22 protein-coding genes are annotated in these 24,451 nt (G+C 51.3%); 11 read left to right on the top strand and 11 right to left on the bottom strand.

What is annotated here, in order from left to right:
• Positions 1-83: 83 nt before the first annotated feature.
• Positions 84-701 (top strand): 16S rRNA (guanine(527)-N(7))-methyltransferase RsmG, encoded by a 618-nt coding sequence (locus tag ACZ520_RS01455; RefSeq protein ID WP_464127183.1) that lies wholly within the window; start codon positions 84-86, stop codon positions 699-701.
• Here the strand turns inward: ACZ520_RS01455 and ACZ520_RS01450 are convergent, their stop codons facing one another.
• Entirely contained in the window at positions 702-1,865 is a 1,164-nt protein-coding gene (locus ACZ520_RS01450; RefSeq protein WP_464127182.1) for a benzoate/H(+) symporter BenE family transporter, read from the bottom strand. It lies immediately after the preceding gene.
• Positions 1,866-1,976: 111 nt separating this feature from the next.
• Here ACZ520_RS01450 and ACZ520_RS01445 point away from each other — a divergent pair, with 111 nt between their 5' ends.
• Together ACZ520_RS01445 and ACZ520_RS01440 are read left to right on the top strand one after the other, a co-directional pair.
• On the top strand, positions 1,977-2,387 hold the full coding sequence (locus tag ACZ520_RS01445) for a SpoIIAA family protein (RefSeq protein WP_232468838.1): 411 nt from the start codon (positions 1,977-1,979) through the stop codon (positions 2,385-2,387).
• Positions 2,344-3,192, top strand: coding sequence for a pirin family protein (locus tag ACZ520_RS01440; protein ID WP_232468839.1), 849 nt, complete (start codon positions 2,344-2,346; stop codon positions 3,190-3,192). The genes ACZ520_RS01445 and ACZ520_RS01440 overlap by 44 nt, the downstream gene beginning before the upstream one ends.
• Here the strand turns inward: ACZ520_RS01440 and ACZ520_RS01435 are convergent.
• Both ACZ520_RS01435 and ACZ520_RS01430 read right to left on the bottom strand, forming a co-directional pair.
• A complete protein-coding gene (locus ACZ520_RS01435; protein WP_088566511.1) occupies positions 3,189-3,803 on the bottom strand; it encodes a DUF899 family protein in 615 nt (204 codons plus the stop codon). The two genes, ACZ520_RS01440 and ACZ520_RS01435, sit on opposite strands and share 4 nt — an antisense overlap.
• 62 nt (positions 3,804-3,865) lie before the next feature.
• On the bottom strand, positions 3,866-4,768 hold the full coding sequence (locus ACZ520_RS01430; RefSeq protein WP_464127180.1) for an aminoglycoside phosphotransferase family protein: 903 nt from the start codon (positions 4,766-4,768) through the stop codon (positions 3,866-3,868).
• Positions 4,769-4,882: 114 nt separating this feature from the next.
• On the opposite strand from ACZ520_RS01430, the gene ACZ520_RS01425 reads away from it, so the two are divergent.
• A complete protein-coding gene (locus ACZ520_RS01425) occupies positions 4,883-5,749 on the top strand; it encodes a M14 family metallopeptidase (protein ID WP_232468840.1) in 867 nt (288 codons plus the stop codon).
• Between the two features lie 6 nt (positions 5,750-5,755).
• Here the strand turns inward: ACZ520_RS01425 and ACZ520_RS01420 are convergent, their stop codons facing one another.
• Positions 5,756-6,736, bottom strand: a complete 981-nt coding sequence (locus ACZ520_RS01420) for an NAD(P)H-quinone oxidoreductase (protein ID WP_464127177.1) — start codon at positions 6,734-6,736, stop codon at positions 5,756-5,758.
• Positions 6,737-6,861: 125 nt separating this feature from the next.
• Between ACZ520_RS01420 and ACZ520_RS01415 the strand changes: the two genes are divergently transcribed.
• The gene (locus tag ACZ520_RS01415; protein WP_088566943.1) at positions 6,862-7,242 is read left to right on the top strand and encodes a cell wall hydrolase; all 381 of its coding nucleotides are present in this window, start codon (positions 6,862-6,864) and stop codon (positions 7,240-7,242) included.
• Here the strand turns inward: ACZ520_RS01415 and rnk are convergent.
• Together rnk and ACZ520_RS01405 are read right to left on the bottom strand one after the other, a co-directional pair.
• Positions 7,239-7,649 (bottom strand): nucleoside diphosphate kinase regulator, encoded by a 411-nt coding sequence (rnk, locus tag ACZ520_RS01410; RefSeq protein ID WP_088566515.1) that lies wholly within the window; start codon positions 7,647-7,649, stop codon positions 7,239-7,241. The genes ACZ520_RS01415 and rnk overlap by 4 nt on opposite strands.
• A 213-nt stretch (positions 7,650-7,862) precedes the next feature.
• Positions 7,863-8,756: a phosphate/phosphite/phosphonate ABC transporter substrate-binding protein gene (locus tag ACZ520_RS01405; protein ID WP_232468841.1), complete on the bottom strand. Its 894-nt coding sequence runs from the start codon at positions 8,754-8,756 to the stop codon at positions 7,863-7,865.
• A 125-nt stretch (positions 8,757-8,881) separates the two neighbouring features.
• On the opposite strand from ACZ520_RS01405, the gene ACZ520_RS01400 reads away from it, so the two are divergent.
• The 4 genes from ACZ520_RS01400 to ACZ520_RS01385 are packed head-to-tail and all read left to right on the top strand — an operon-like array spanning position 8,882 to position 13,567.
• Complete coding sequence (locus ACZ520_RS01400) at positions 8,882-9,187, top strand: Hpt domain-containing protein (protein WP_232468843.1); 306 nt, start codon at positions 8,882-8,884, stop codon at positions 9,185-9,187.
• 6 nt (positions 9,188-9,193) lie between these two features.
• Positions 9,194-12,592, top strand: coding sequence for an ATP-binding protein (locus tag ACZ520_RS01395; protein WP_464127174.1), 3,399 nt, complete (start codon positions 9,194-9,196; stop codon positions 12,590-12,592).
• 11 nt (positions 12,593-12,603) lie between these two features.
• Positions 12,604-13,107 (top strand): response regulator, encoded by a 504-nt coding sequence (locus tag ACZ520_RS01390; RefSeq protein WP_011162897.1) that lies wholly within the window; start codon positions 12,604-12,606, stop codon positions 13,105-13,107.
• A gap of 52 nt (positions 13,108-13,159) precedes the next feature.
• The gene (locus ACZ520_RS01385) at positions 13,160-13,567 is read left to right on the top strand and encodes an OsmC family protein (RefSeq protein ID WP_464127172.1); all 408 of its coding nucleotides are present in this window, start codon (positions 13,160-13,162) and stop codon (positions 13,565-13,567) included.
• On the opposite strand, the gene pbpC is transcribed toward ACZ520_RS01385, so the two are convergent.
• The gene (gene pbpC / locus ACZ520_RS01380) at positions 13,568-15,586 is read right to left on the bottom strand and encodes a penicillin-binding protein 1C (protein WP_464127170.1); all 2,019 of its coding nucleotides are present in this window, start codon (positions 15,584-15,586) and stop codon (positions 13,568-13,570) included.
• Positions 15,583-21,051, bottom strand: coding sequence for an alpha-2-macroglobulin family protein (locus ACZ520_RS01375; protein WP_464127168.1), 5,469 nt, complete (start codon positions 21,049-21,051; stop codon positions 15,583-15,585). The genes pbpC and ACZ520_RS01375 overlap by 4 nt, the downstream gene beginning before the upstream one ends.
• A gap of 241 nt (positions 21,052-21,292) precedes the next feature.
• Here ACZ520_RS01375 and ACZ520_RS01370 point away from each other — a divergent pair, with 241 nt between their 5' ends.
• Complete coding sequence (locus ACZ520_RS01370) at positions 21,293-21,415, top strand: hypothetical protein (RefSeq protein ID WP_015089486.1); 123 nt, start codon at positions 21,293-21,295, stop codon at positions 21,413-21,415.
• Between the two features lie 57 nt (positions 21,416-21,472).
• Positions 21,473-22,042 (top strand): superoxide dismutase family protein, encoded by a 570-nt coding sequence (locus ACZ520_RS01365; protein ID WP_374031794.1) that lies wholly within the window; start codon positions 21,473-21,475, stop codon positions 22,040-22,042.
• 28 nt (positions 22,043-22,070) lie between these two features.
• Here ACZ520_RS01365 and ACZ520_RS01360 read toward each other — a convergent pair whose 3' ends face one another.
• From ACZ520_RS01360 to ACZ520_RS01350, 3 genes are read right to left on the bottom strand one after another with little or no spacing between them, the layout of a single operon-like run.
• Positions 22,071-23,051, bottom strand: a complete 981-nt coding sequence (locus ACZ520_RS01360; RefSeq protein ID WP_088566523.1) for a fumarylacetoacetate hydrolase family protein — start codon at positions 23,049-23,051, stop codon at positions 22,071-22,073.
• A gap of 23 nt (positions 23,052-23,074) precedes the next feature.
• On the bottom strand, positions 23,075-23,632 hold the full coding sequence (locus ACZ520_RS01355) for an outer membrane beta-barrel protein (protein ID WP_416479629.1): 558 nt from the start codon (positions 23,630-23,632) through the stop codon (positions 23,075-23,077).
• Positions 23,633-23,686: 54 nt separating this feature from the next.
• Complete coding sequence (locus tag ACZ520_RS01350; RefSeq protein WP_374031792.1) at positions 23,687-24,412, bottom strand: LTA synthase family protein; 726 nt, start codon at positions 24,410-24,412, stop codon at positions 23,687-23,689.
• Positions 24,413-24,451 lie beyond the last annotated feature (39 nt).

The raw sequence follows: 24,451 nt of genomic DNA, 5'->3' as shown, positions 1-24,451 counted from the left end.
CTGAAGGCCGGTTCACGACAAAAAAGTGAGCCGGTCCAGAGTCTGAACTTCCCTTTTGGCGGCGAAGTCTTTACAACTGGGGAATGTCTGAACATTTCGAAAAACGTCGTCCGGTCTTTTTACAGCTTGGTTTCAACGAAGCAGCTCTGCCTCAATTGAAGGCCTATCTGGATCTGTTGTGGTCCTCCAATGAAGAATTGAATCTGATCAGCCGAAAAATGACCTACGAAGAACTGATCGACAATCACGTCATCGACTGTCTGCTGCCGATCAAAGACTTTCCCAAAGATGTGAAAGTCGCGGCGGACTTTGGTTCCGGCGGGGGCCTGCCGGGTGTGATCTATGCGATCCAGTTCCCGAATGTGGAATATCATCTGTTTGAAAAATCCAAACTGAAACAGGATTTCTTAAATCGCTGCGTCAGCATCGCGCCGAACCTGCGCATTCACGGCGAGATCCCGCCAAAGCTTGAAAGAATCGAAGTGGTTTCTTCCCGCGCCTTCAAGCCGGTGGATGTGATTTTGGAATTCAGCCGTGATTACTACAAAAAAGGCGGCAAGTACTTCCTGCTGAAGGGCCGTAAAGAAAAGATCGACGAAGAAGTCGCGTTGGCGCGCAAGAAGTTCAAAGACCTGAAAGTCACCATCCAGCCGCTGAGTTCTCCAGTACTGGAAGTGGAACGCCATCTGGTTCTGATTTAATTATTTCGCAGGCCTTGTCACCACAAGGCCGATGCCTCCGGCCACCAAGCCCCAAAATGGCGAACCGATCCCCCACAAGGTCACACCCGAAGCGGTCACCAGGAATGTCAGCAATGCCGCCTCACGACTCCAGTCTTCACGCATCGCTGAAGCCAAGCCGTTTGCAATCGTCGCAAACAAGGCAATGCCTGCCACTGACAAAACCAGCTCTTTGGGGAAAGCCGCAAACACCGCCATGATCGAGGCGGCAAAAAGTGAAATCAGCAAATAGAAAGCACCGGCAGAAATAGAGCTGATATAGCGCTTGGCTGGGTCTTGGTGCGCCTCCGGCCCGGCACAAATCGCCGCGGTGATCGCTGCAAAGTTCACCGAAAATGCACCAAAGGGAGCCAACAACAAAGTCGCAAAACCTGTTCCCGTGATCACTGGTGAAATCGGCGGCTGATAGCCTGACGCTTTCAACACCGCCACCCCCGTCAGATTCTGAGAAGCCATCGTCACCACAAACAAAGGCAGGCCAATACCGATCATTACCGGGAAAGAAAATGCAGGCACCACAAATTCAGGACGGGCAAATTCAAGTTGTACCGAAGAAAAATCCAGCATCCCCTGCGCTTGGGCCACCAGCACCCCGGCCAGCAGCACAAACAGCACTGAAAAGCGCGGACTGAAACGACGGGCGGCAAAATATACCGCCAGCATGATCAACACCATCACGGGCTGGGCTTTTAAGGAATGAAACACGTCCATTCCAAAACGCACCAACACTCCCGCAAGCATGGCGGAGGCCAGTGCCACCGGAATACGGTTGGCCACGCGGGCAAAAATCCCCGTAATCCCTGAAAGCACAATCAGCACTCCACAGAAAACAAAGGCCCCAATCACTTCGGGCATCGGGATGGGAGTCGCAAAACTTGCCACCAACAGGGCGGTGCCCGGCGTGGACCACGCAGCCAGAATCGGCATCTTGTAATGCCACGAGAAAAGAATGGAAACCAACCCTGCTCCAACACAAACCGCAAAGACCCAGGAACTGGCCTGGGACGTGGTCGCCCCCGCTGCCTGCGCTGCCTGAAAAAGAAGAGCCACGGAGCTTGCAAAGCCCACCAGCACCGCCACGATGCCTGTCGCCACACTGGGAAGAACGGAAGTCATTGATTTCATGTCTGAACGCTACCACGCACTTTGCTGTTCAACAAGGAGGGGGAATTTAATTTGTCCCCGTTCCGCCTTGTGAAAGACGATAACAAGCTCATCTGCAAGAAGGAGTTTGCCATGTTGAAAGTGACCGCTGAACACCCCGAATTCAAATACATAGAAATTCTGGTCGACGGGGATATTAGTAAGGATTCCGTTGTACCCCTTCTGAATCTGATACAAAAACGCATTGATGACTGGGGTGAAGTCAGCGTCTTGGAAGAAGTTCGTGACATCGGCAAGATCGAACTTGCGGCCTTCTGGAAAGACCTTCGTTTTGGCATAAAAAATCTCAAGAAAATCCCGAAAGCTGCTATAGTTACAGACATCCACTGGGTGAAAAACGTCAGTAATTTCTTTGATCCGATTGTGGGCACTGACATTGAGGTTTTCACCCGCAAAGAGCTGGATCAGGCCCGTGCCTGGCTGGCGGAAAAGGAACCGGATGAAGCAACGATCAATAAAGCAAGTGGCCTCCGCAATCCGTGAGGATATTGACGACCTGATCACCCGACGCGCACTTCCCACCCATCAAGTGCGCATCGTGGATCCGTTTTTGTTTTTGAATCATCACGGGCCGCAAACTTACCCTTCACCGAATCACGGTCTGCCTTTTGGCCCGCATCCGCACCGCGGCTTTGAAACCGTGACCTTTATTCTGGAAGGCGACATCGCCCATCGTGACAGCGGCGGGCATGAAAGTGTGATCAACGCCGGTGGCGTGCAGTGGATGACCGCCGGGGATGGCCTGATACATGAAGAAGTGTCTTCAGAAGAATTCATGAAGAAAGGCGGGCCGCTGGAAATCCTGCAACTGTGGGTGAATCTTCCGGCAAAACTCAAACGCACCAAGCCCAACTACAGGGGCTTGCAGGCCCCGGACATTCCAAAGATCAAAACCGATGACGGCAAAGTGACTGTGGAAGTCGTCTCCGGATCCTGGCTGGGGGAAAAGGGCGCCTTTGAACCCCTGGTCGACATCCAGTGCCAGTTGCTTCACCTGAAGGCCTCCGCCCAGTTGGATCTGACAGTCTCAGCCCCGCGGAATATTTTCTTTTATGTCGTGCGCGGTTCGGTGACCGTCAACGGTCAGACTGCCGAGCGGTTTCAACTGGTTGAGTTTAACAACGACGGTGATACCCTGCGGGTCAATGCGGAAGAAGATGCTGTGATTCTTTTTGCCCATGCTGATCCTTTCAATGAACCCGTGATTTCCCACGGACCGTTTGTGATGAACACCAAAGCAGAAATCATCGAGGCTATCGAGGACTATCAAGCCGGAAAATTCGGCTAAAGACTGAGGTTCATGCCTCCATCGTCCATTCTTTCAGGACGGCTCCAGTAATGGTACTGGGGCGTCCATTCATCCATGCCGATACCGGCCAGACTGAGCAGACTCCACACCGGACAGAATGTGTCCCCCGGCCCCACCACACTGCTGTTCTTTTTAAAGATGCGCTCTCCGCGCCGCTCATAGTACACCAGGCCCGGCATATTGTTTTTTCCCGGCACTACACTTTGTTCCCGGATGTAAAGTCCCCCACCGTGGGAAACCATATTAAAGCGCCAGCCCCGATCATTGGCAAAACGCCGCTGTATTTCAGGAGGATCTTTTGAAAACATCACCACGGCGAACTGTTCTTCCAGCGCCGGTAAAAAAGCATTGTAACCATCCGCCCACATTGTGCATGAACGACAACCCTGCCCCATATTGTGAATGGCCAGCAACCGATCCTTGCCATCGAAAAGATCACGCAAGGTCACTTCTCCGTGAAGGTTTTTGAAAATGTAGTTTTTGACTTCCAATGGTGGATTTTCTTTTCTTAAGACTTCAAGACGGCGCTGCAAACGATAAATGTCGTTTTCAAGTTTTTGAATTTCGCCCAGAGGATTTTCATTCAACATAAACGCCCCCTGCCTTCATTCTAGTTACAGTGGAAGTTTTTGTCCGCGTGTATTCCGTCAGGTTATGACGTGATCTTACTGCCAAGGATCCGCACAATCTGCAGAAGGTTTTCCGGAACCTCTTGTCGATCCTCAATGCTCCAGGCGGCTGACAGCATCGAATAGCAGAATGTCCATCCCAAAATACGATAAGGATCCATCGCAAGCTCGCGATAAAGAATGTCCAGACGCTGATCAAGAATCTTTTCCAGTGGTTGTCCTGAAGGATAACAATCCAGCGGATTTGAAATCATCGCCCCGACTTCAAAGGCCGGGTCACCCACATATCCATGTGGATCAATGACCTTCCAGCCGTCGGCAGAAGCCAGAATATTGTCATGATGAAGGTCCCCGTGTAAAAGCACATCGCGCGGAGCCGTCATACAAAGTTCGTCATAAAGAACGGCTACCAGTAGCACCAGCTCTGAAGAAAGTTTTCCGTGCAACAGTGACAGTGTCGGCAGGAAGTCGCGCACATGCTTGTAAGGCAGGGTCCCCGCGGGCCGCTCTTTACCCAAAGACCGGATCATTTGCGCAATCACTGACGTGGCTTCGTCATCTTTACCGGCCTTCACCAGTGATTTCAGTGAACTGCCCGGTGACACCATCTGCATCATAAAAGCGCTTTGATCCGATTCCACCGCCAGCACTGCCGGAGTGACTTCGGAATAATATTTAAGCCATTGCAGCTCTTTATCCAGAATTCCATCAGGACAAAGTACTTTGAGCACCACAGGATTTTTTTGCGCATTGGTGCGCGCATATCCCACGAAGTTATAAGAAAGATCTTCGGCGTGCCCGGTGATCGTCAGATCCCAGCGTTCACAAAGCCCGCGCAACAAAGACGGAAGGCCTTGCAGCCACTCTTCGCCAGCAATACCAAAAGTGTCGCGGATGTTTTTCACAAACGGTGCGGGAAAATTCATACTATTGACTCTGGCACAGCGCTTCGGAAAAAGTAAGCAGGTACCTTTTGGACCTTGATCCAGATTGGGAGAGGGGCTTTTGACTTAAGACAGGAACGCGCCCAGCCTGAATTCATGCTAGAAATGATTCTGTCTTTATTTCTGATGACGAAAGCCGCTCCTGCAAGCAATTACGTGAGTGTGACTGACACTCTTCGCCGCATTGTTCAGGAAAATCCCACCAACGCTCAATGGATCGATATCGGTCAGTCTGATTCCGGTCAGATGATCTCAGGTCTTAAAATCGGAAACGGTGAAATTGCCGATCTGATTGTTGCCACTCACCACGGGAACGAGTACGGCTCCACCGCCGTGGCCCTGGGTGCTGCCGAAGCCTTTGCCAGAAATCCGATTCCGGGTCACACGGTTTACGTCATTCCGGTTCTGAATATTTCCGGCTACAACTCCCGCAACCGTTACGAGCGCACCTCCAGCGGATCTGTGGATCCCAACCGTGACTATCCAGGCCCTTGTGTGAACGGCGCCTCTCACCGCTCCAAGGCCACCAAAGCTTTGGCGGAGTTCCTGGAAAAAGCCAACATCGTCAGCTCCGCCACCTTGCACACCCACTGGCCGGCCGTTCTTTATCCATGGGGCTTCTCAACCCGTGACACGGAAACCGCCTATGACAGCACCTTCATCGGTCTTTCCAAAGATGCCGTCGTGGAAAGCGGTTATCAGGTTGGAAATTCCAAAGAGCTTCTTTACGCCGCCGATGGCGCCTTTGAAGATTACGCTTATTGGAAGCACGGCGTATGGTCATTGCTCTTTGAAATGGGTACGACTCATTCTCCGTCCCAGAATCAGATGAAACAAATGATTGACGTAAACGTTCCGGGCCTTCGCCGCTTCTTTGAAAACGCGCCCAAAGAGCGCGCTCAGAATCATGCCTTTACCGGCAAATGTGACAAGAGCTCCCGTCAAAGAGAGCACTTGGAATAGTCCCGTTTAGCGGGCCGTCAGCACAATTTTTCCAGTGTGCTGACTGGCTTCCATCATCGCATGGGCCTCTGCGACCTGTTCCAGCTTAAGAACTTTGTAAATCACCGGGCGCATTTGATTTTTATTCAGCAGCGGCCAGATATTTTTCAGCAAAGCATCGGCAATACGGGATTTTTCCGCCACCGGACGCGCGCGCAAGGTTGAGCCCGTCAAAGTCAGTCGCTTAAACATCACTTTGCGCAAATCCAGTTCCACCTTCGCCCCCTGCAAAGTGGCGATCTGCACCAGCCGTCCCTGCATCGCCAGCGCCTCAATGTTTCGGGCGAAATAGTCTCCACCCACCATATCCAGAATGACATCCACACCTTTATCCGCCGTCAGTGTTTTCACCACGCTGACAAAGTCCTCTTCCTTGTAAAGGATCACCCTTTCAGCGCCCAGATCCAGACACGTCTGCACGGATTCTTTTTTTCCCACCGTCGTAAAGACCCGAACCCCCAAAGACGCCGCCATCTGAATCGCCGTGGTGCCGATGCCTCCGGCCCCGCCGTGAATCAAAACGGTCTCGCCTTTTTGCAGGCGCCCACTTTCAAACAGATTCGTCCAGACAGTAAAGAAGGTTTCCGGCAATGCTGCAGCCTCTGTCACACTCATGCCTTCAGGAATCGGCAAACACTGCCCTTCCGGCGCCGCCACATATTCGGCATAACCCCCACCGGTGACCAGCGCACAAACCATTTCGCCCACTTTCCAGCGAGTGACCTCCGCGCCAACGGCGATGACTTTGCCCGCCACTTCAAGCCCCGGAATATCCGACGCCCCTGGCGGAGGCGGATAAGATCCCTGTCTTTGCGCGCAGTCGGGACGATTCACGCCGCTGGCATGAATCTCAATCAACACCTCGGTGGCAGCCGGTTCAGGCTTTGAACGCTCACGCACTTTTAAAACTTCAGGTCCGCCGGGCTGGGTGATTTCAATAACACGCATGATTGACTCCTTCTGGGATTCATTCAAAATGCGCCCGGCTTTTTCCGTCGTCAAGACTTTGAAACTGGGCCATAGACCAGTTGCCGGGCGTTAAGCCCGAAGGCCTGAAACACGATAAGATTTATATGAGAATCTTGCTGCTGGGATTAATCATCACAAGTGCTGTCACGGCTGGAGCTGAAGAAAGTTCCGTCTACACCTGCCGCTTTGACGGCGAGTACGGAAACTTTTCATCCATTCGCATGAAGAAATATTTCGATCCTGCGGAAAACATGCAGATGGGCAAAATCGATCTGCTGCAAAATCTGGTGGTGGTGGAAAGCACGCCGGCCCGGGTTTATCAGATTCCTCTTCTGGACAATCAAACCTACGTTCAACTGTGGAACTCCAAAGACATCCGCGTCGATGCGCAGCTTTCCTATTCACAAGGTGGCCGTGAATTCAAAGCCACCTACACCAAGAATGAGGAAAAGAAAGCTCTCGTCTGCCGAGAGCTTCGTGATTAAAGATCGAAGTTGCCTGAGGCTTCCGGCTGGAAGGTCACGGCCTGCACTTTCAGCTTCTTGCTTTGACCGTTAGGAAGCTTCCAGTTGATCTCCTGACCAACACTCAAGCCCAAAAGCGCAATCCCCACCGGCGCCAGAATCGACAAGCGTCCTTCTTCCAGTTTTGCATCCTGCGGATACACCAAAGTCATTTCACTTTCCTGACCGGAAGCTTCATCCAGGAATTGCACGCGGGAATTCATGGTCACGACATTTTTAGGGATTTCTTTTTGCGCGATCACGTTGGCGCGGCTGAGCTCTTCTTCCAAAGCTTCAGCAAAAGGACCTTCCACCTGAGATACCAAAGCGGACAGACGATGGAAATCCTGATCAGTAATAAGAATGCGAGGTTCTGTGTTGTTGTTCATAACTCCTCCTAAAGGAATAAGAGCTGTTGTTAAGTTGATTTGATTTTTAAAAATGCGGGGAACGAAAAGGTAAAACTAGGCCTTCAGCAGAATTTCTCTGCTGCAACAGAATCTCAGAATAAGATTTGCGAATGTTGCGCGGCTCATTAAGTCATTAAACCGCACTCAGGCCGCTTTTTCAAGGTCGAGTGCGAAAAGACTGTAAGTCACTGATTACTTTGCGGGTTCTTGAACCTGCTGGCTCATTTCCAAAAGAATTTTACGGGCCTTTTCATAGTCCTTGTCCGAACAATCCTTGAATCCCTCCAGGTGATAGAGGTTTTTCAGGGCCTTCGCTCCTTCCGGAGTGGACGGGAAGCTTTTCAGAGCGGCGATCAGACGGGCACTGAGATCCGCCGGAAAATCCTTGCGAAAGACAACCGGATCGCTGGGAATGGATTCAGTCTTTTGAACAATACGAACCTTTTCATAAACATCAGGGAACTGCGATTTGACCAGCCGGCGCGCGTCCTGGGGAATGCCGTCCTCTGATGGAGTGTGATACGTGGCCCCGGCATCCACACGTCCCTGATAAACCATCATCACCACGCTGTCGTGTTTACCGGCAAAGACAGTGTCACCCAGTTTGATGTTCTGATCCTTGAAAAGTTTCGCCGGAAGAATATAGCCGGAGGTGGATGCCGGATCGACATAAGCAAACTTCTTACCCTGCAGATCGTTCACACTTTTGATTCCGGGATCGGCAGTGATGATCTGACCCCAGTATTCAGAGATGCCGCGGTTCACACCAATCAGTTTGGCCTGAGCCCCGTACTTGTCGTGAGCCAGCACATAGCCGAACGTATTTAAGATCGCCACATCCACGCGCTGCGAGCCAATAGCTTCTACCACGGCGACATAACTGACCGGCACCTGCATGCGCACATGCAAACCGGACTTTTCCAGAATCCACTTTTCCAGCAGCTTCCCGTTTTCCATAAGCACAGCCGAATCCTGGCCTGGAACCAGTGCAAACTGAATAGGCTTTTCACGGCTTCCCAGCTCCTTTTGTGACGTGCATGTAATCAAAAGAAACGGGAACAGGACGACAAGAAAAAACTTCAACAAGGCGCTTCTCCTCACAGATTTCTCATCGAATTTACTCTTGGTATTAAATGTATGCAATAAACACTGTCATAAACTAATATGAATTGTAAACCTGAGCAGTTTTCGAGGATAAGGAGGGCATGGAAATGTCTAAGGTTAAGGTTGAAATCGATGCTGATCTACAAGATCTGATTCCTCAGTTTATTGAGAATCGGAAGAAGGACATTGAGTCCCTTAGTGCTCTCGTGGAGAAAAACGATCTCCAGTCTATCGCGCAAATGGCTCACAAGATCAAAGGTGCTGCTGCAGGATACGGCTTTGCCGAACTCAGCGACCTTGCCGCGCAAATGGAAGTTGCCGCGAAGAAAAACGACGCAACCCCCTTGCCTGAACTTGTGAAGAAGATGCGCATTCACTTTCTGAATATCGAGATTCATTACGTCCCGATGTAGGAGCCTATGAACCATAAGAACCGCCTGTTTCTTTTTACCTCAGTTCTGGTACTGGGCACCCTGCTCATTGCCGGAACTGTTGGTTACAAGATGGGCAGTTCTTCGCTGGAACAAAGCACCCGCGAACGTCTGGTGCAGATTCGTGAATTCAAGTCCGATGAAATTCAAAAAGAATTTGCCTATCTGAAGAACGCTCTGGTTCTGACTTCGGAATACACGCCGATTCTTCAGTTCCTGCGCCGTTATCCACAAGAGCACCAGCAACTGCAGACCTGGCTTCGTTCTCACGGAAAGCCCACAGCCTGGCGCAACGAAATGGAAGAGCGCAATCCCTCACAGGTCTCTGATTATCCCCGGATACTGGAACAATTCACAGCCCTGCCGCTGTTTTTGCAATATCAGTTTCAGGAAAGTGCCCGCACCCAGAACCGCCCCCTGCCTCAGCTAGCTTCCGTCAGCGGGTTTTCCGGGCTGGACTATTTCCGCAGCTACGAAAGTCTTCATTCAAAACTCTTCGATGTTCTGGAGCGCTCTCACCTGAGCGATGTTCTGCTGATTGAACCCAACGGCACGGTGGCCTATTCAGCCGCAAAGTCCCTGGCCCTGGGGGACAACCTTATTTCCGGCCCGCTTTCCAATTCCCGTCTGGCTCAGGCCTATCGCTGGTCTCTGAATGCCCCCAAAGGGGCCACCAAGTATTTTGATTTTACTCCGATCAGTCATTTCTGGCATACACCTGCGGCCTTCCTGACAATGCCGCTTTTTGATCAGACGAATTTTGTGGGAACTTTGGTTTTCCAGCTTTCTTTGGATCGTATTGATCAGATTCTTTCCCACAATCGCAAATGGAAAGAACTGGGTCTTGGCATGACCGGCGAAGTTGTCGCCTTCGGCACGGACGGGTTTGTGCGCAACAACCCGCGCATGTATCTGGAAAGCCCCGACAGCTTCGCTCAGAAAGTTCGCCAGCAAGATGACGCCCGCACAGCCCTGGAAAGTATTGAGCGATCCCGCTCGGCTTCTTTGTCTTTGATCCTTCCGCCGACTCAGGTTCGCCGCTATATGGAGCGGGGTGTGGCCTTTGATTCCGGCGAAGACTATCTGGGCACACGCAGCCTGCAGTCCGCTGGGCGCGTGAATGTCGCTGACAATACCGACTGGATCATCATCAGCAAAATGGATCTGAATGAAAGCCTGGCACCGCTGTCTTACAAGTTGCCGTGGTTCTTTATCGGAGGCTTTTTACTGTGGAGTCTGGCATTAGCCGGAGCATGGCTGGTTTATCGCCGCATGTTCTTTCCGTCGCAGGTGCTGGCCGACGGCATGGACAAACTGAAATCGCACAACTTCAGCGAAGTCCTGCCCGCTCCGGAAGAGGATGAATACAAAGACCTGTACCAGAAATTCGACGAGGTCCGCGAGGACTTCCGCAAAACCAAGGCCGCGCGCGACTTCCTGGAAAATGTGGTCTATTCCCTGAATGAAGTCTTTTTCATCGTCGAGGTGGAGGACGTCGAAGACAGCCTGCGCAAGAACTTCCGCGTGCGGGGTTTCAATCCCACCGCCCAGTCTTTGACCGGAGCCCCGGGGCACACTCTGAAAAACAGCGACCTCAGCCTGTGGCTTGAAACCGATTACTCGGTGATTGAAAACTCCTTGCGCGAGCGTGACATCCACAAGTCCACCCACACGGCGGAAGCTTCCTTAAAGAAAATCACCGGCGACCGTGTCCCGCTGGAAGTTTCCTGGGCCCGCGTCAACACTGAAAACAAAGGGAAGATTCTTCTGGCCATGATGGGCACCGACATGCGCTGGAAAAAGGAAATCGAAAAAGAACTGAAGCTGAAAGAGGAACTTCTGAAAGAATCCCAGTCCCTGTCCAGAACGGGATCCTTCCGCTGGGACATCCGCACCGGAAAATGCCTGTGGTCAGAGGAAGAATTCCACCTGCTGGGCCTGACCCCGGACAATGTCGTTCCAAGCTATGATCTTTTCCGCTCGCTGATTCTTTCAGAGGATCTGCCGGTCTTTGATAAAGCCCTGGCAGAAGCACACAAAAATATCGCCCCCTTCCACGTGGATCTGCGCATGAAAAAGCAGGATTCCAACGATCTGATCTGGGTGCGCTGTCAGGGCCGTACCGAGTACGACGACTATGGCAATGCCCTGTTCATGTACGTCACCACTCAGGATATCACCGAGCTTCGTCGGGTGGAGCAATCCCTGATCACCACCAAGAACGAAGCCCTCAAGGCTTCGCAGGCCAAGTCCGAATTCCTGGCTCAAATGAGTCACGAAATCCGCACACCAATGAACGCAATTATGGGAATGGCAGAACTGCTGAAAGAAACCAAGCTGGACGCCGATCAAAAGTACTATGTGACGATCTTCTGCAAAGCGGGCGAGGTTCTGATGTCGCTCATTAACGATATTCTGGATCTTTCCAAGATCGAAGCCGGCGAAGTTTCCATTGAAAACATCCCGTTTGAGATGACGAAGCTGATCGCCGACGTTGAGGACATGATGAAGCCACGCGCCCTGGAAAAGGGTCTGAGCTGTATGTGTGAAATTGCTCCGGGAGTTTCGCCTCACCTGATGGGCGATCCGACGAAACTTCGCCAGGTGCTGATCAATTTGATCGGGAACTCGATTAAGTTCACCCATAAGGGCCAGGTGCGTCTGGTCATCGGCAAGAATCCGTCCAAAAAAGACACTCTGCTTATCAGCGTTACCGACACAGGCATCGGGATTCCTGAGGACCGCCAGCACATGATTTTCCAGAAGTTTTCCCAGGCCGACAACTCCGTCACCCGAAAGTATGGCGGTACGGGGCTGGGACTTGCTATTTCCAAGAGCCTGGTTGAGTTGATGGGCGGCCAGATCTGGTTTAAAAGCCGCCCGGGCACTGGAACGACGTTCTTTTTCACAATTCCGTATCGCGAACAGATCTACAACCCGGTGAACCACAAGCCGGTGCCAATGCGCACCCCTGAACTGGATTTTGTAAATCCGAAGCAGCGTGATCCAAATCACAAGGTGAAGATCCTGATTGCTGATGACACCGAGGACAATCGCACCCTGTTCACGCACTATCTTAAGAACGAGCCGTTTGAAATAATTGAAGCAGAGAATGGACTTCAAGCCATAGATCAGATAAAGTCAGGTGAGTTTGACATCGTCTTCATGGACGTGCAAATGCCTGAGATGGATGGCTATGCAGCCACTGATCGAATCCGTGAATGGGAAAAGGAAAGTCACAAGGCTCCGGTTCCTATCATCGCCTTAACGGCGCACGCTTTGGCGGAAGATCGGCAAAAATCCTTGCGGGCCGGCTGCAACGATCATATCGCCAAGCCGTTTAAGAAGGACACCCTGTTGGGAGTCATTAACAAATACTCTCTGTAGGAGAACCAAGGATGGCTGCGCCACAAGAAGAGAAAAGCCGATTGCTCATCGTCGAGGACGATTCCGACATCCGAGAGCTGTTGAAGCATTTCTTAAAAGAATTTGTGGATGAAATCGTGGAAGCCGAAGACGGCTCTGCCGCCCTCCAGTTCGTGAAGGCCCAGGAGTTCGACACCATCTTGTCTGATATTGAAATGCCCCACATGAATGGTCTTAAGTTTTTGGCCTATGTTCGCTCATTGGGTCAAATGACCCCGTTTGTTGTGCTAACGGCTCACGGAGATCATTCCCGCGCCCTGGAAGCACTTTCTTTGGGCGCCTTTGACTTCATCACCAAGGATTCCAAACGCAAAGTCGTGATCGAAAGCGTCTGCGCGGCTTTGAAATTCGGGCGCGAGATGAAGTCTTCCAAAAACGATGCTGTGAGATCCTCTCATCTTCGTAAAATCTATGCGGATATGTCCAAATCTTCTGAGATGAGACTGCGCAAGATTATCGAGGAAATGTCGTCCTAAGATTTGACCGGCTCCCGATTTGAGGCCATGTTAACTTCACAGGAGTTGCCCCATGGTTAAAATGTCCGGAGTCTATCAAGGTCACAAACACAGTGAAATCAAACACGGCCCGTCCGGTGCCGCACTGGAAACTGACGCCCCCAAAGACAACAATGGCAAAGGTGAAGCTTTTTCTCCGACAGACCTGGTGGGTGCTGCCATGGGCAGTTGCATGATGACTGTGATGGCCATTGCCGCTGACAAAGACGGTGTGGAACTAAAGGGTGCGCGCTTTGAAGTGGAAAAAGAAATGGGCGTGAACCCACGCCGTATCGTGAAGCTGAATGTGGTGCTGCACATGCCTCAAAGCATCCCGCATGACTACAGAAAAAAACTGGAAGAAATCGCCCTGACCTGCCCGGTGAAACAAAGCGTTCACCCGGACATGCAGGTTCCGGTTTTGTTCCACTATGACATCTAGTTATTTTACCAGAACAGAGACCTCGGCCACTTTGCTGTCACCTTCATAAAGCACAAAGTGATGACGACCCAACGAAGGCGACCACAAATAAGAATCGGTCGCCTTTATTTTTTTGTCTTCGTTGATCTTCCAGTACAGATCCTTCTTTAAGGAATTTTCAACCAGCAAAGGCATCTTTTGATTTCCCGGCGGAATTGCCGGATCCAGCGCCAGCACCATGCCGTCCTGAGGATACAAGATGCGCGCCCCCGGATAAGCTTCCGGCGATGATTCCTGCGGTGGAACGGCTTCGGCCAGTCTGGTTTCAGACGGATAGTGATCCTGCAACCAGATCATGGTGCGCTTCCAGATCGGGGCGGCGCCACTGACTCCCATCACATTCCACATCGGTTCACCGCTGAAATTTCCAACCCACACTCCCACAGTAAAACGATCGTTCATCCCCACACACCAGTTGTCGCGCATGTCCTTGCTGGTTCCGGTTTTTACCGCCGCCCCCGGCAGCGCCAGGGCGGAATCCAGTCCAAACCCCAAAGCCCTGTTCTGATTGTCGGACAGAATTTCTTTCACCTCGCGCGCACTGGTTGCCTGAAAGACCTCAACAGCTTCGGCCGTTTCCTGAAGAGGCTCAAATTTCAACGAGGACAAGAAACCATCCTGGGCCAGGGTTCGATAGCCTTGCGCCAGATCCTCCAAGGTCACATCCGCCACCCCCAAAGCCAGGGCCGGTCCGTAGTGTTCAGGCTCTTCCAGATTTCTGAAATTCAACGCCTTAAGCTTTCCCCAGAATGAATCATCGTTTAAAAGTTTGAAGGTCTTTACCGCCGGAACATTCAAGGACGATCCCAATGCGGTCTTCACCATCACCCAGCCATAAAACTGGCGGTCATGGTTCTGGGGTTTGTACACGCCCCGGTCAAAGACGATATCCACGGCCGAATCCTCAAGCCAGGATTCGGCTTTTAAAAGATTCTTTTCAAAAGCTGTCGCATACAAGAAAGGCTTCAGCGTCGATCCCGCCTGCCTCAAGGACTGAACTCCGTCGACATAAGGCGCACTGGAAAGATCGCCAGATCCACCGACATAGGCGAAAACTTCGCCCGTGCGGTTTTCAATCACAATCACCGCGGCATCATTCACGTTCTGCACCTGAAGCCTGCGAATCTGGGAAGTGATCTGTTCCTGGATATAATTTTGCAAGTCCCGATCCAGAGTTGTTTGAATCTGACCGCGCCGCCCCTCTTTTGAAAATCTTTGTGCAAGATGCAGGGCCTGTTGATTCTGGGTGATCATCTTTTGCGGCTGAATGCGACTGATACTGTCCTTCAAGCTGGGGCACAGATCCGGCTCCTGCCAGCAGGCGCGTTTTTCCCATTGTGCGGTTTCAGAATTCGGCGAACGAATCAGGACGGACAGAAGTGTTGAGTCCACACGATTTAAATCCGCTGAACTTTTTCCAAACATCATCCACGACGCCGCGTTCACCCCCCGCAGCTCGCCACGGAAGCTGACCAGGTTCAGATAGCTTTCCAGAATCTGGTCTTTGCTCCACTGGCTTTCAAGTTTTAGCGCCGCCACAGACTGGCGCATTTTTCCAGCCAACCCTTGCCAGGTTTTCTTATGGGGATGAAGCAGTTTCACCAATTGCATGGTGATCGTGCTTGCCCCGCGCGGGGAATCCTTCACACTGCGCTGATACACCGAGGCCGCCATGGCCACAGGATCCACGCCCCAGTGACGGAAGAAATTTTTATCCTCCGATTTCAGCAGCGCCGCGATCATGGCCGGCGAAATGTCTTTATGATCCGCCCACAATAAAGTGCGCTCTTTCAGATCCTGACGCCATTGATGTAAAGGTTTTCCGTTACGATCCACTAGAAATAAATCTGAACTGACATAGGACTTTTTCACCGACTCATAAGAGGGCAAAGACGGAACCCCGCTGGCCAGAATTGCAAGTCCTGCACTCAGCCCCAGCACTCCCGCCCCAACAAGTCCCCAGATCAGTCTTTTTCTCATTGCACACTCCATACGGATTCTGGCAGTTCCGCAAAGAGATCCGGGCTGTACATCGCCTCCACGCGCGGTGCTGGCAGTACGTAGGTACCTGACTGATTGAAGCGCAATGTGTATTCCATCACCTGTTCATCCTGCGGGAACCAGGAATGATAGAAACGAATCAGCTCGGACTTTCTTTCCACCGAGGTCGCATAAGAAGCCTGAATCACACTGGCCCCGGTCGGGACTGGATCTTCAACCACCACCCAGGTCTGCGAAGCTTTGGCTTTTACTTTCAACTGAACCCTGGCGACATCCCCGACACTCCAGCGGCCCTTTTCTTTCTGTTCGACAGGCGTGATGATTTTTTCAACGTTAAATCCGGCAAAGACCGGCTTGGTCACAGGAACGGCGGCTTTCACCGACACCGTGATCCACGGACGACCCGCGCCCTGCTGATCCAGCTTCAGTTCGCCTTTGTCCTGATGCCATGGAAGGCTTAACGAACCCGAGCTTCCCTTGGACCAAGAGTATTTCTCGGAAGCCCCGGCAAGTTCGGCCACGAATGTCCCTTCGACCTTTTCTTTGCCATAGTGTTCTTGCAGGCGTCTCATCACAATCGCGCCCCAGGCGTTATCTGAAGTCAACGCCCAGGCCCCCTCTTGCTGCAGGCCCCATACCCCCTGATACAGGCGAGGAATATCGGACTGCCATTGCGGAAGCTTCATCATGGTCAGAATCAGGCGCAGGACCGAGCTCTCTGTGTCACGCATAAGCCATGGCATGGATTCCAAACGCTCATCTTTGAACTGCAAACGCTTGGCGGAGAAGTAAAAGCGGTTGCGCAAGACAGACTCGATGTCTTTCATAGTCTGTTCGCGACCGGACACCTCTTTTTCCCACAAATGAATCTGATACCATTCAATCAACGTGTACATGGGCCATTGGTTCGGCGAATATTCAATCGTCGGTATGCTTGCGATATTCAGTCGGCGATAACGGGAAAGTGTCTCCATGACGGTGATCTTTTTAAGAACACTGTCGGCACGATCGAATTCCTGACTTTCACGCAAACGGCCTTCAGCGTAGGCATTCAACGCATCCAGCATGCGATTTTCATGTTCATCACTAAATGTAAAGCCGGCCTCGTGGGCAATATTCAAGACATAAGCTGTCAGGTTCACGTTTCCAGAAACTGCATTCCCCGGGAAATATCGCAACAACCCGTTGCCATCCAAATAGGTGTCAAGCTTGTCTTCCAGCTTCTGCCAGGCCTTTTTGTCATTCAAAGACACGACTCTTGAAACCTGCTGTTCAAGACAGGAATACATATAGTTCTTCCAGAACTCACGAATGCCTTCCGTCGAACCACCCAGGGAACTGTTCAGTTCCACAACGATAGAGCTTTTTGCCTGATCCGCTCCGGCAGGTTGTTGCAAAGAAAGCTTTTTGAAGTCCGGCCAGTTGCCAAATTCACTTTGATAAATTCTTGCCACTCGCACCGGAAGAATCTGCTGGGTCTTTTTTATCTCATCCACCGCGCGACCATCAACCGTGCGGGCGCTTAAGATATACTCAAGCTGGGAAGCACCGGCCGGAACTTTGACCTTCCAAAAGACCTCTTTTGCCTCGCCTGCTGCCAGGCGCAGTTTCTGGGCCGGGTGAGTCCCCGCATTTGGAGTCACGGCGAGGGTCAAATTCAGATCATGAATTTTATCCGAGGCATTGCGCACTGTGAACCCCGCCTGGAATTCGTCCCCGTCGCGAACGACCGAAGAAAGGCCCGGCATAATCATGACTTCCTGAGAAGACTGAATGGATGTCCAGCCGGTGCCGAACTGATCCTGCCCCTGCAGCGCCACCGCCACAATGCGGAAGCTCGTGGTGGAGTCATTCAGCTTGATATCAACCTTGGCCTCCCCTTTGGCGTTTAGTTTTACACTCGGGTTCCAGTACAGCAGAGTATCAAACAGTTCGCGGCGAAGACCTCCCGCCCCGTCACCGCCGATAGGTACGGCTTTTAAACCGAAGTGGCGACGACCCACCACCTGCGTCTGTGACGTTGCTGTCTGCACCGTGTGTGAACGAAGTCGCATCATGGAGCCCAGCAGATCCCAGGAATCATTGTCCCGCAAAGCCAGCAGCCCTTCGTCCACAGCCACCAAAGCCACTTCCGCTTTGGCTGCCGGTCGACCCAGACTGTCTTTCACGCTGATTGTGACTTGGGATTTCTGACGGGCACTGTAGGTCTTTTTGTCCGTAGCCACCGACACTTTCAGAGTGTTTTCTTTCCAGCCGACTTTGATTTGTGCAAGACCGAGCTTGTAAGCAGGCTTCGCCAAATCCACCAGCGCCGTTGGTTTTGGATCCGCCAGTCGCCCGCGAATCGCAAAGGCTGATACCACCACATTCGGAGCATATTCCTTTTTGATCGGCACACGAATCACCGGGCTGTCACCGCTGACATCGACGACTTCCGAGTGAAGGATGCCATCGCGCTCTACGGTCACCAGAACTTTGGTCTGCGGGAAGGGCGTGCGTAACTGAAATTCTGCGGTTTCGCCAGGCTCATAAGTTTTCTTAAACGGGATCAGATCCGCACGATCATTGTCTTCAGATCCAAACCACTGATTTTCCCCAGGGCGAATGATCCACTGAGTGACGTTACTATAGCTTATGCGCCCTTGAGCATCCTTACCGGACACCACCGCAATCACGGATCCCGAAGCCTTGGTCTTTCCTTTACACAGGAACTGGCCTTGGGCATCCGTGACCCCGCGGCACAGCTCGCCTATTTTTTTATATTCCCGGAAATCTTCATAGGCATAAAAGCCCCCCACCAGGCGCTTGCGGTGGGTGTAGTAACGGCTGGTATACAGATCAACCTGCACACTCTGATTTTTCAGTGGACGCTGTTGCAGATCCAGGGCTACAACATCAAACTCCACTTTATCCGGAGTCGCGGACCAACCGCGGGACTTCATCCCCAAAACCAGAGACGACGACCACAAAGGGAAGGTGCGGCTGAGTGATTGAATCTCTCCGTTCGGGTCCTTGTATTCAATCTCCGTACGCAGATTCTGAGGTGCGGCCGCATATTTAATCCCGGAGATTGATTCCTGGGCCACGCCTTGCTTGTTTAACTTAAAATCACGAGTCCCACTTTGTGGGACGTGGCGCTGAATTTCTTCTTCGCCCTGACGGAACAGGCCCTCACTGACCGCTACATTGGCAAAAGCATACTCCTGGAAATCTTCATTTTGCGGCGAGAAATAGCCCGGCTCAACATTCCAGCGCATCTTCACTGGCAAGTCCCCGGCAGGACCGCCGGCAAAGTATGTTCCGGACACCTGTACGGGAATATTCTTTTCCTGCACGTACACCGGTTTTGTGCCATCCAGCCTTACCTGCATCAATGGAACGCGGAAGTTTTCAACAGCCACGTCACCGACAGCAATTTGGATTGAAGGCGTGTCTTTTTCCAAAGTCAGGGTCCAGCGTCCCAGCTTCGCCCCAGCGGGCACCGGCCAGGTCACCAACGCTACGCCCGTTTGTTTGTTCCAGGTCAAAGGCAGCTTGAACGTCTGCAATCCGGAATCGTGCGCCACCGTCAGACGGGTCGGCCATTCATTTGCTGTCGGCAACGAAAACCCCGAAAGGCTGGTTTTGCGCAGTACAATTTTCGCTGACATTTTTTCTTCAGGTTTCAAAAGTGTGCGGTCTAAAATCGCATGCCCCAGCCAAGGGGAATCCGTGTCGCCCGAACGAATCTGGAAGCGCCACGATTCGATGCCTTTGTCCCAACTGGTATGGGTGAAGCTGAAATCATCACTTTTTTCCGCCATGGCAAAAAAGCCCCCGTAAAAGCCGCTTTGTGGATCCGTCGCCCAGTCATCCACCGGTTTTGCGAACTTGAAGGAAGCCCATCCGCGCGCATCCGTTGTGGCACTGGAAATAACATTCCCGGCATTGTCAAAGATGGAAACCTTTGCACCCGGGACGACTTTAGTGGTTTTAAGCTCCGTCACCCACACCCAGGCTTCATTGCGCGTGTGCTTCACATGCACAGACATATTCGTCACAAGACCGGCCGAACGCACATAGAATGGCTTTTTCTGATCCAGCAGGTTCTGTCCCAGCAGAGGGCTTTTCATTTCCACCACATAGAATCCAGAAGCCTTCAGCGGAATTCCCACCACCTCAAGGTCTGTGGCTTTTGCCGGCTTGTCGACTTTGATTTTCTGTGTGGCCTTCCCCTGCCAGTTTTTCAAAGCTTCTTCACCGTAAGGGTTTCGCATCACTTCGCCCAAGGCCTTGATCACGGACTTAAAGTCATTCGCCTTCAACTGCCCTGTCCAGCCCGCAAACTGAGTGTCCACAGACTTTTCCACGCGACGCAAAGTCACCGCCAGGGCCGCCTCGGGACCGGATTCGATCACCCCGAAAGTGGAGGCAAATTTCAGCAGCGATGGATCTTCGCCGGTTTTTACCTTCAAAGGGAACTGGGATTGATTGGACAACAGGCGATCATCCTCGTCCTTCATTTTTGCGGGAATCACCACAGTGTACTGACTGTTGGCCACAAACGGGCCCTTAAACTCCAAATAGCTGACGTTGTCTTTTCCGCCCGCAGCGGCATCCAGATTCGCAGCTTTGATTTTTTTTCCGTCGGCTGACTGGATATAAATTTCCTGTGCCAGCTTTGCCGGGAATGATGCTGAAGCATTCAGACGCATCCCCATCAAAGGGACACAGGGTCTGTTCGCAGCCTCCCGATCGCAATTGAAAGACAATTTAAACGGCTCACGCACATTGAATTCATACACTTCATCTTCTTTCGAAGTGTGACCGGATGGTGACTGCACGGCCTTGGACCATACCAGGCTCACTCTGGCACCCGCCGGGAAAGGGCGCTGTGCTTTCAGAACGACATAGTCGCCTTTGAATAATTCTTTTTCGTACTTGTATTCATTTTCGGCAGCCTGATAAGTTTTTGTCGCTTCCCCACCTGTGATCACCTGCGCAGGGACACGATCCCCCAGACCCTCAATCACAAAGTAAACACCCGCAGCCAGAGATTCTGTTTTTACCGGAGAGTCGGCAAAGACCACAAAACTTTGCTCGGGATCAATGTCACGATATGTTTGCGGGAAGATATTTTTGATATGCGGGCCGCCTGTGTTGAAGCTGAAGATCTGACCATGAACCTTCACTTCACAAGATTGTCCTCCAGCCACGGGCTCAGTGAAATCAAACACCCAGTTCCGGGTGTCGATCCAGCGGCCCTGTCCTTTTTTTGCATCAAAGCACGAACTCTGCACCGGAGAATCCAGTTTGATTTCGCCAAATCGAACCATCGGTTGATTGAATTCGACTCGCACTTGCTCAACAGATTTTACAAAGCCCTGTGGAGTGAACGTCTGCACCTGCACTTTTTGCTGAGCAAAAGACAGCGTGGTTAGAAGAGAGAAAAACAAACTGATCATAGGGAACTCCTTCTGCCTCTTAAGCTTGGCTGTCGCTTTCAGTCAGGTCACTGGTTGATGCCCTATGCCGACGTTCTCAATGGGGTTTCATTCTCAAAACTGGACTTAGTTCTGTATTCGTCCCCAACTCGAAATCACGGGGAAAAGACGTAAGATTTTCTCTATGAGGGGATTAGCTTTTATCTATTGGTGAGCGCACACAAAACCATGAGAAAATAATGGCTAGTAAAGGGAGGTCTTTATGACGACTCTTGAAACAAGAGCTATTCTGGCTCCGAAAATTCGTTTAGGACGTGTGGTAATTTATTTCTATCTGACCACATTCATCGTGGTCGGTATTATCGCCTATCTGGCGAATGGCTGATGACATCAACTCAGGGATCAGTGACAATATTCAGCACAATACTGAAAGGGGATCCCTATGAAGAAAATGTTGCTTGTCAGTTTGTTGGCCGTTGCGATGACTTCTTGTATGCATAAATCCAAGAAGGCTGAAGCCCCTGCCCCTGCTGAACCCACTCCAACCCCAACGGCGACAGCCGCTCCTCAAAAAGCCCAGGCAGTTTTGAAAACCATTAAAGGTTCCAAACTGAAAGGCATCATTCACTTCACCGAAGGTGATGGCGAAATGAAAATCGAAACGATGGTTGAAGGCATCAAACCGGGACCTCACGGATTCCACATCCATGAAAAAGGTGATTGTTCTGCTGCGGACTTTTCTTCAGCCGGTGGCCACTTCAATCCGACCAAGGGATCTCACGCGGGTCACGACGGTCATGGACGCCATGTCGGTGATATGGGAAATCTGATTGCCGATAACAAGTCCAAAGCCATCACAACTCTGGTGATCAAAGGCATGACTATGAAACCAGGTGCTGAAAGCATCATTGGTAAAGCGGTGGTTATTCACGCGGACAAGGATGATTTGAAATCCCAACCGGCAGGAAACTCGGGTGCGCGTATTGCGTGCGGAGTGATTCAGGCCCTTTAAACAAGGGCCCGAAATGAAGGGTGAAGGCTTAAACGGCCTTCACCTTCTGGAAGATTCGTCCGAAGATGCTTTCACCTTTGGCGTTGAACATTTCCATTTCAACGGTGTCGCCGGACTTCATAAATGGCGTTTTAATCGCGCCGGTCTCGATTTGCTCGATCATGCGTTTTTCCGCCAGACAGCTTGAACCATTGGCGTGATCTTCATTGGAAACAGTTCCACTGCCGATCACAGAACCCGCCGCCAGATTGCGGGTTTTTGCTGCGTGAGCAATCAACTGTCCAAAGTGGAAGTGCATGGCGCCCGCATTGGCTTTACCAAAGAATTCACCATTGTACTTCACATTGAGTGGCAAATGAATGCGCCCGTCTTTCAATGCCTCACCCAGCTCGTCTGCCGTCACGGCAAACGGAGCCAAGGCTGATGCCGGTTTACTTTGGAAGAATCCAAAGCCCGCCGCCAGCTCTTCAGGGATCAATCCACGCAAAGACACGTCATTGATCAAGACATACAGACGGATGTATTTCAGTGCCTCATCAGGGGTCACGCCCATTGGCACAAAGTCAGTCACCACACCCACTTCACCTTCAAAGTCTGTCCCGTGTGCGAAATCACGCTGAGGGATGTCTTCGGTCGGTGCCAGGAACTGCCCACACTCGCCCTGATACATCAGAGGAACCGTGCTCAAGGTTTCTGGAAGCGGAGCTTTGCGCGCCATGCGCACCAGCTTGATATGATAGATAAAGGCAGAACCATCAGCGAACAACCATGTGCGCGGAAGCGCAGAGTGGAAGTCACCTTCTTTAACGGCAAAAGCGCCTGCCGCTTTGCCCGCATTCAAGTCGTCAGAAAGTTTCTTCAGGGAAGCTTCTTTCTCGGACCATTTTTCCATCGCTTCACGCAAGGAAGGGGCAATGGCTGTGGCTTTCACCGCGGTTTTAAGGTCGCGGCTGATCACACACAATTCACCATCCATGCTTTGAGACGATTTAAGAGAACCTAATTTCACGTCGAATCCTATTTCAAAAAATCTTAGTCAAAAGTGATCTGCAAGTTCGCGCCCACCGCGCGGTAGTTTTTCAAACCGTCTGCGGCATCACCGCTGGCAGTTTCATAATACAAAGTAGCACCCAACTGCGGAGCAAATTTGAAGCTTGCACCAAAGATGATCGGAGTCAGTGGGGATTTGACATCGTTCACTTTGCCGACTTCCGCATCGCTGTCCAGATTCAGACCCAAAGATACACCGGCAAACACGCCTGCGTATTCTTCAAATTTGTACATAAGGGCCACAGGAACATCCAGATAGTTCATGCTGATCTTGTTTTCATCACCTGTGACATCACTTTCAACAACCACCGGTCTTTGAGTGTAAAGCAGACCCGTGCGCATGTGCCATGCACCGGAGATCGGGAAATGAGCGGTTGCACCAAACTGGAAGCCCATTTGGGATTTTACAGAAGCCAGATCAGAATCCACTTCACCGGACTGCTGACGAATACCCACTTCCAAACCGTAATCAATATCTGCCATCGCAACAGACGACATCATACCCAAAGCAGCCATCACTGTTAGAGCCAACTTTTTCATTTTAAATCCTCCTAAAGGCTTAATTTAAGCCCTCAAATAGTCCCATAATTTGAATTACTTATCAAAACACCACACAGCATTTAGTGCCATCTCGTTTATAACCTTATCCAGCGACACCTCGCTGTGCTCCAAAGCCAGATGATGTGCTTCAACGGTTCCACGAGCGGCCAAAACAATCAGAACCAATGGAAGCAACACCCGCCACAGGATCTCAAACTTCGACCCGGCCTGCGGGGAATACTCGTCCTTCCAATCCCCGAACTTAAGGCTTTTCACCAGCATGTATCCAAGGCTGAACAAAAGAACTGTGATGATACAGAAGATCCAGGACTGATTCGGAGGCAGCGACTTGAATTGTTCAAGCCAGCCTTCCAAATTCCAGGAGCTGTAATCAGCAAAGCGCATGCGCTTTCCGTATTTCGCAAAATGGAAAAAGTCCACAAACGTCAGAGCACAGATCAGAAACCAAACCGTCGTGAAATAGACTTTATAAAACACAAAGCCTGCACGCGGCCATTTCTGCAATACCGCCTGAATCATCACCAGGAAATAAAGTGGAATGAACAAGAATCCAAAGATCAAAAGATCAAAACGAAACCCCGCCAGGAAAGACTGGGCAATTTCAACAAACGCCGCATCCGGGGTCGCATGAAACACCGACAGGAAATAGAGATTCAGTCGGAACAAAGTCATGAAGACGATCATGGCAAACGCCAAGACGGCCATCTTTAAAAACACTTTAGAAGAGAAACGCAGAGAAAAGATAAAACGATTGGGCATCGAAAAGTCCTTTGACTGAAAATCAAAAGCAGAATGAAA

It is taken from the genome of Bdellovibrio sp. BIS2, assembly GCF_055398295.1.
This window is presented reverse-complemented; position numbering and strand designations above follow the sequence as displayed.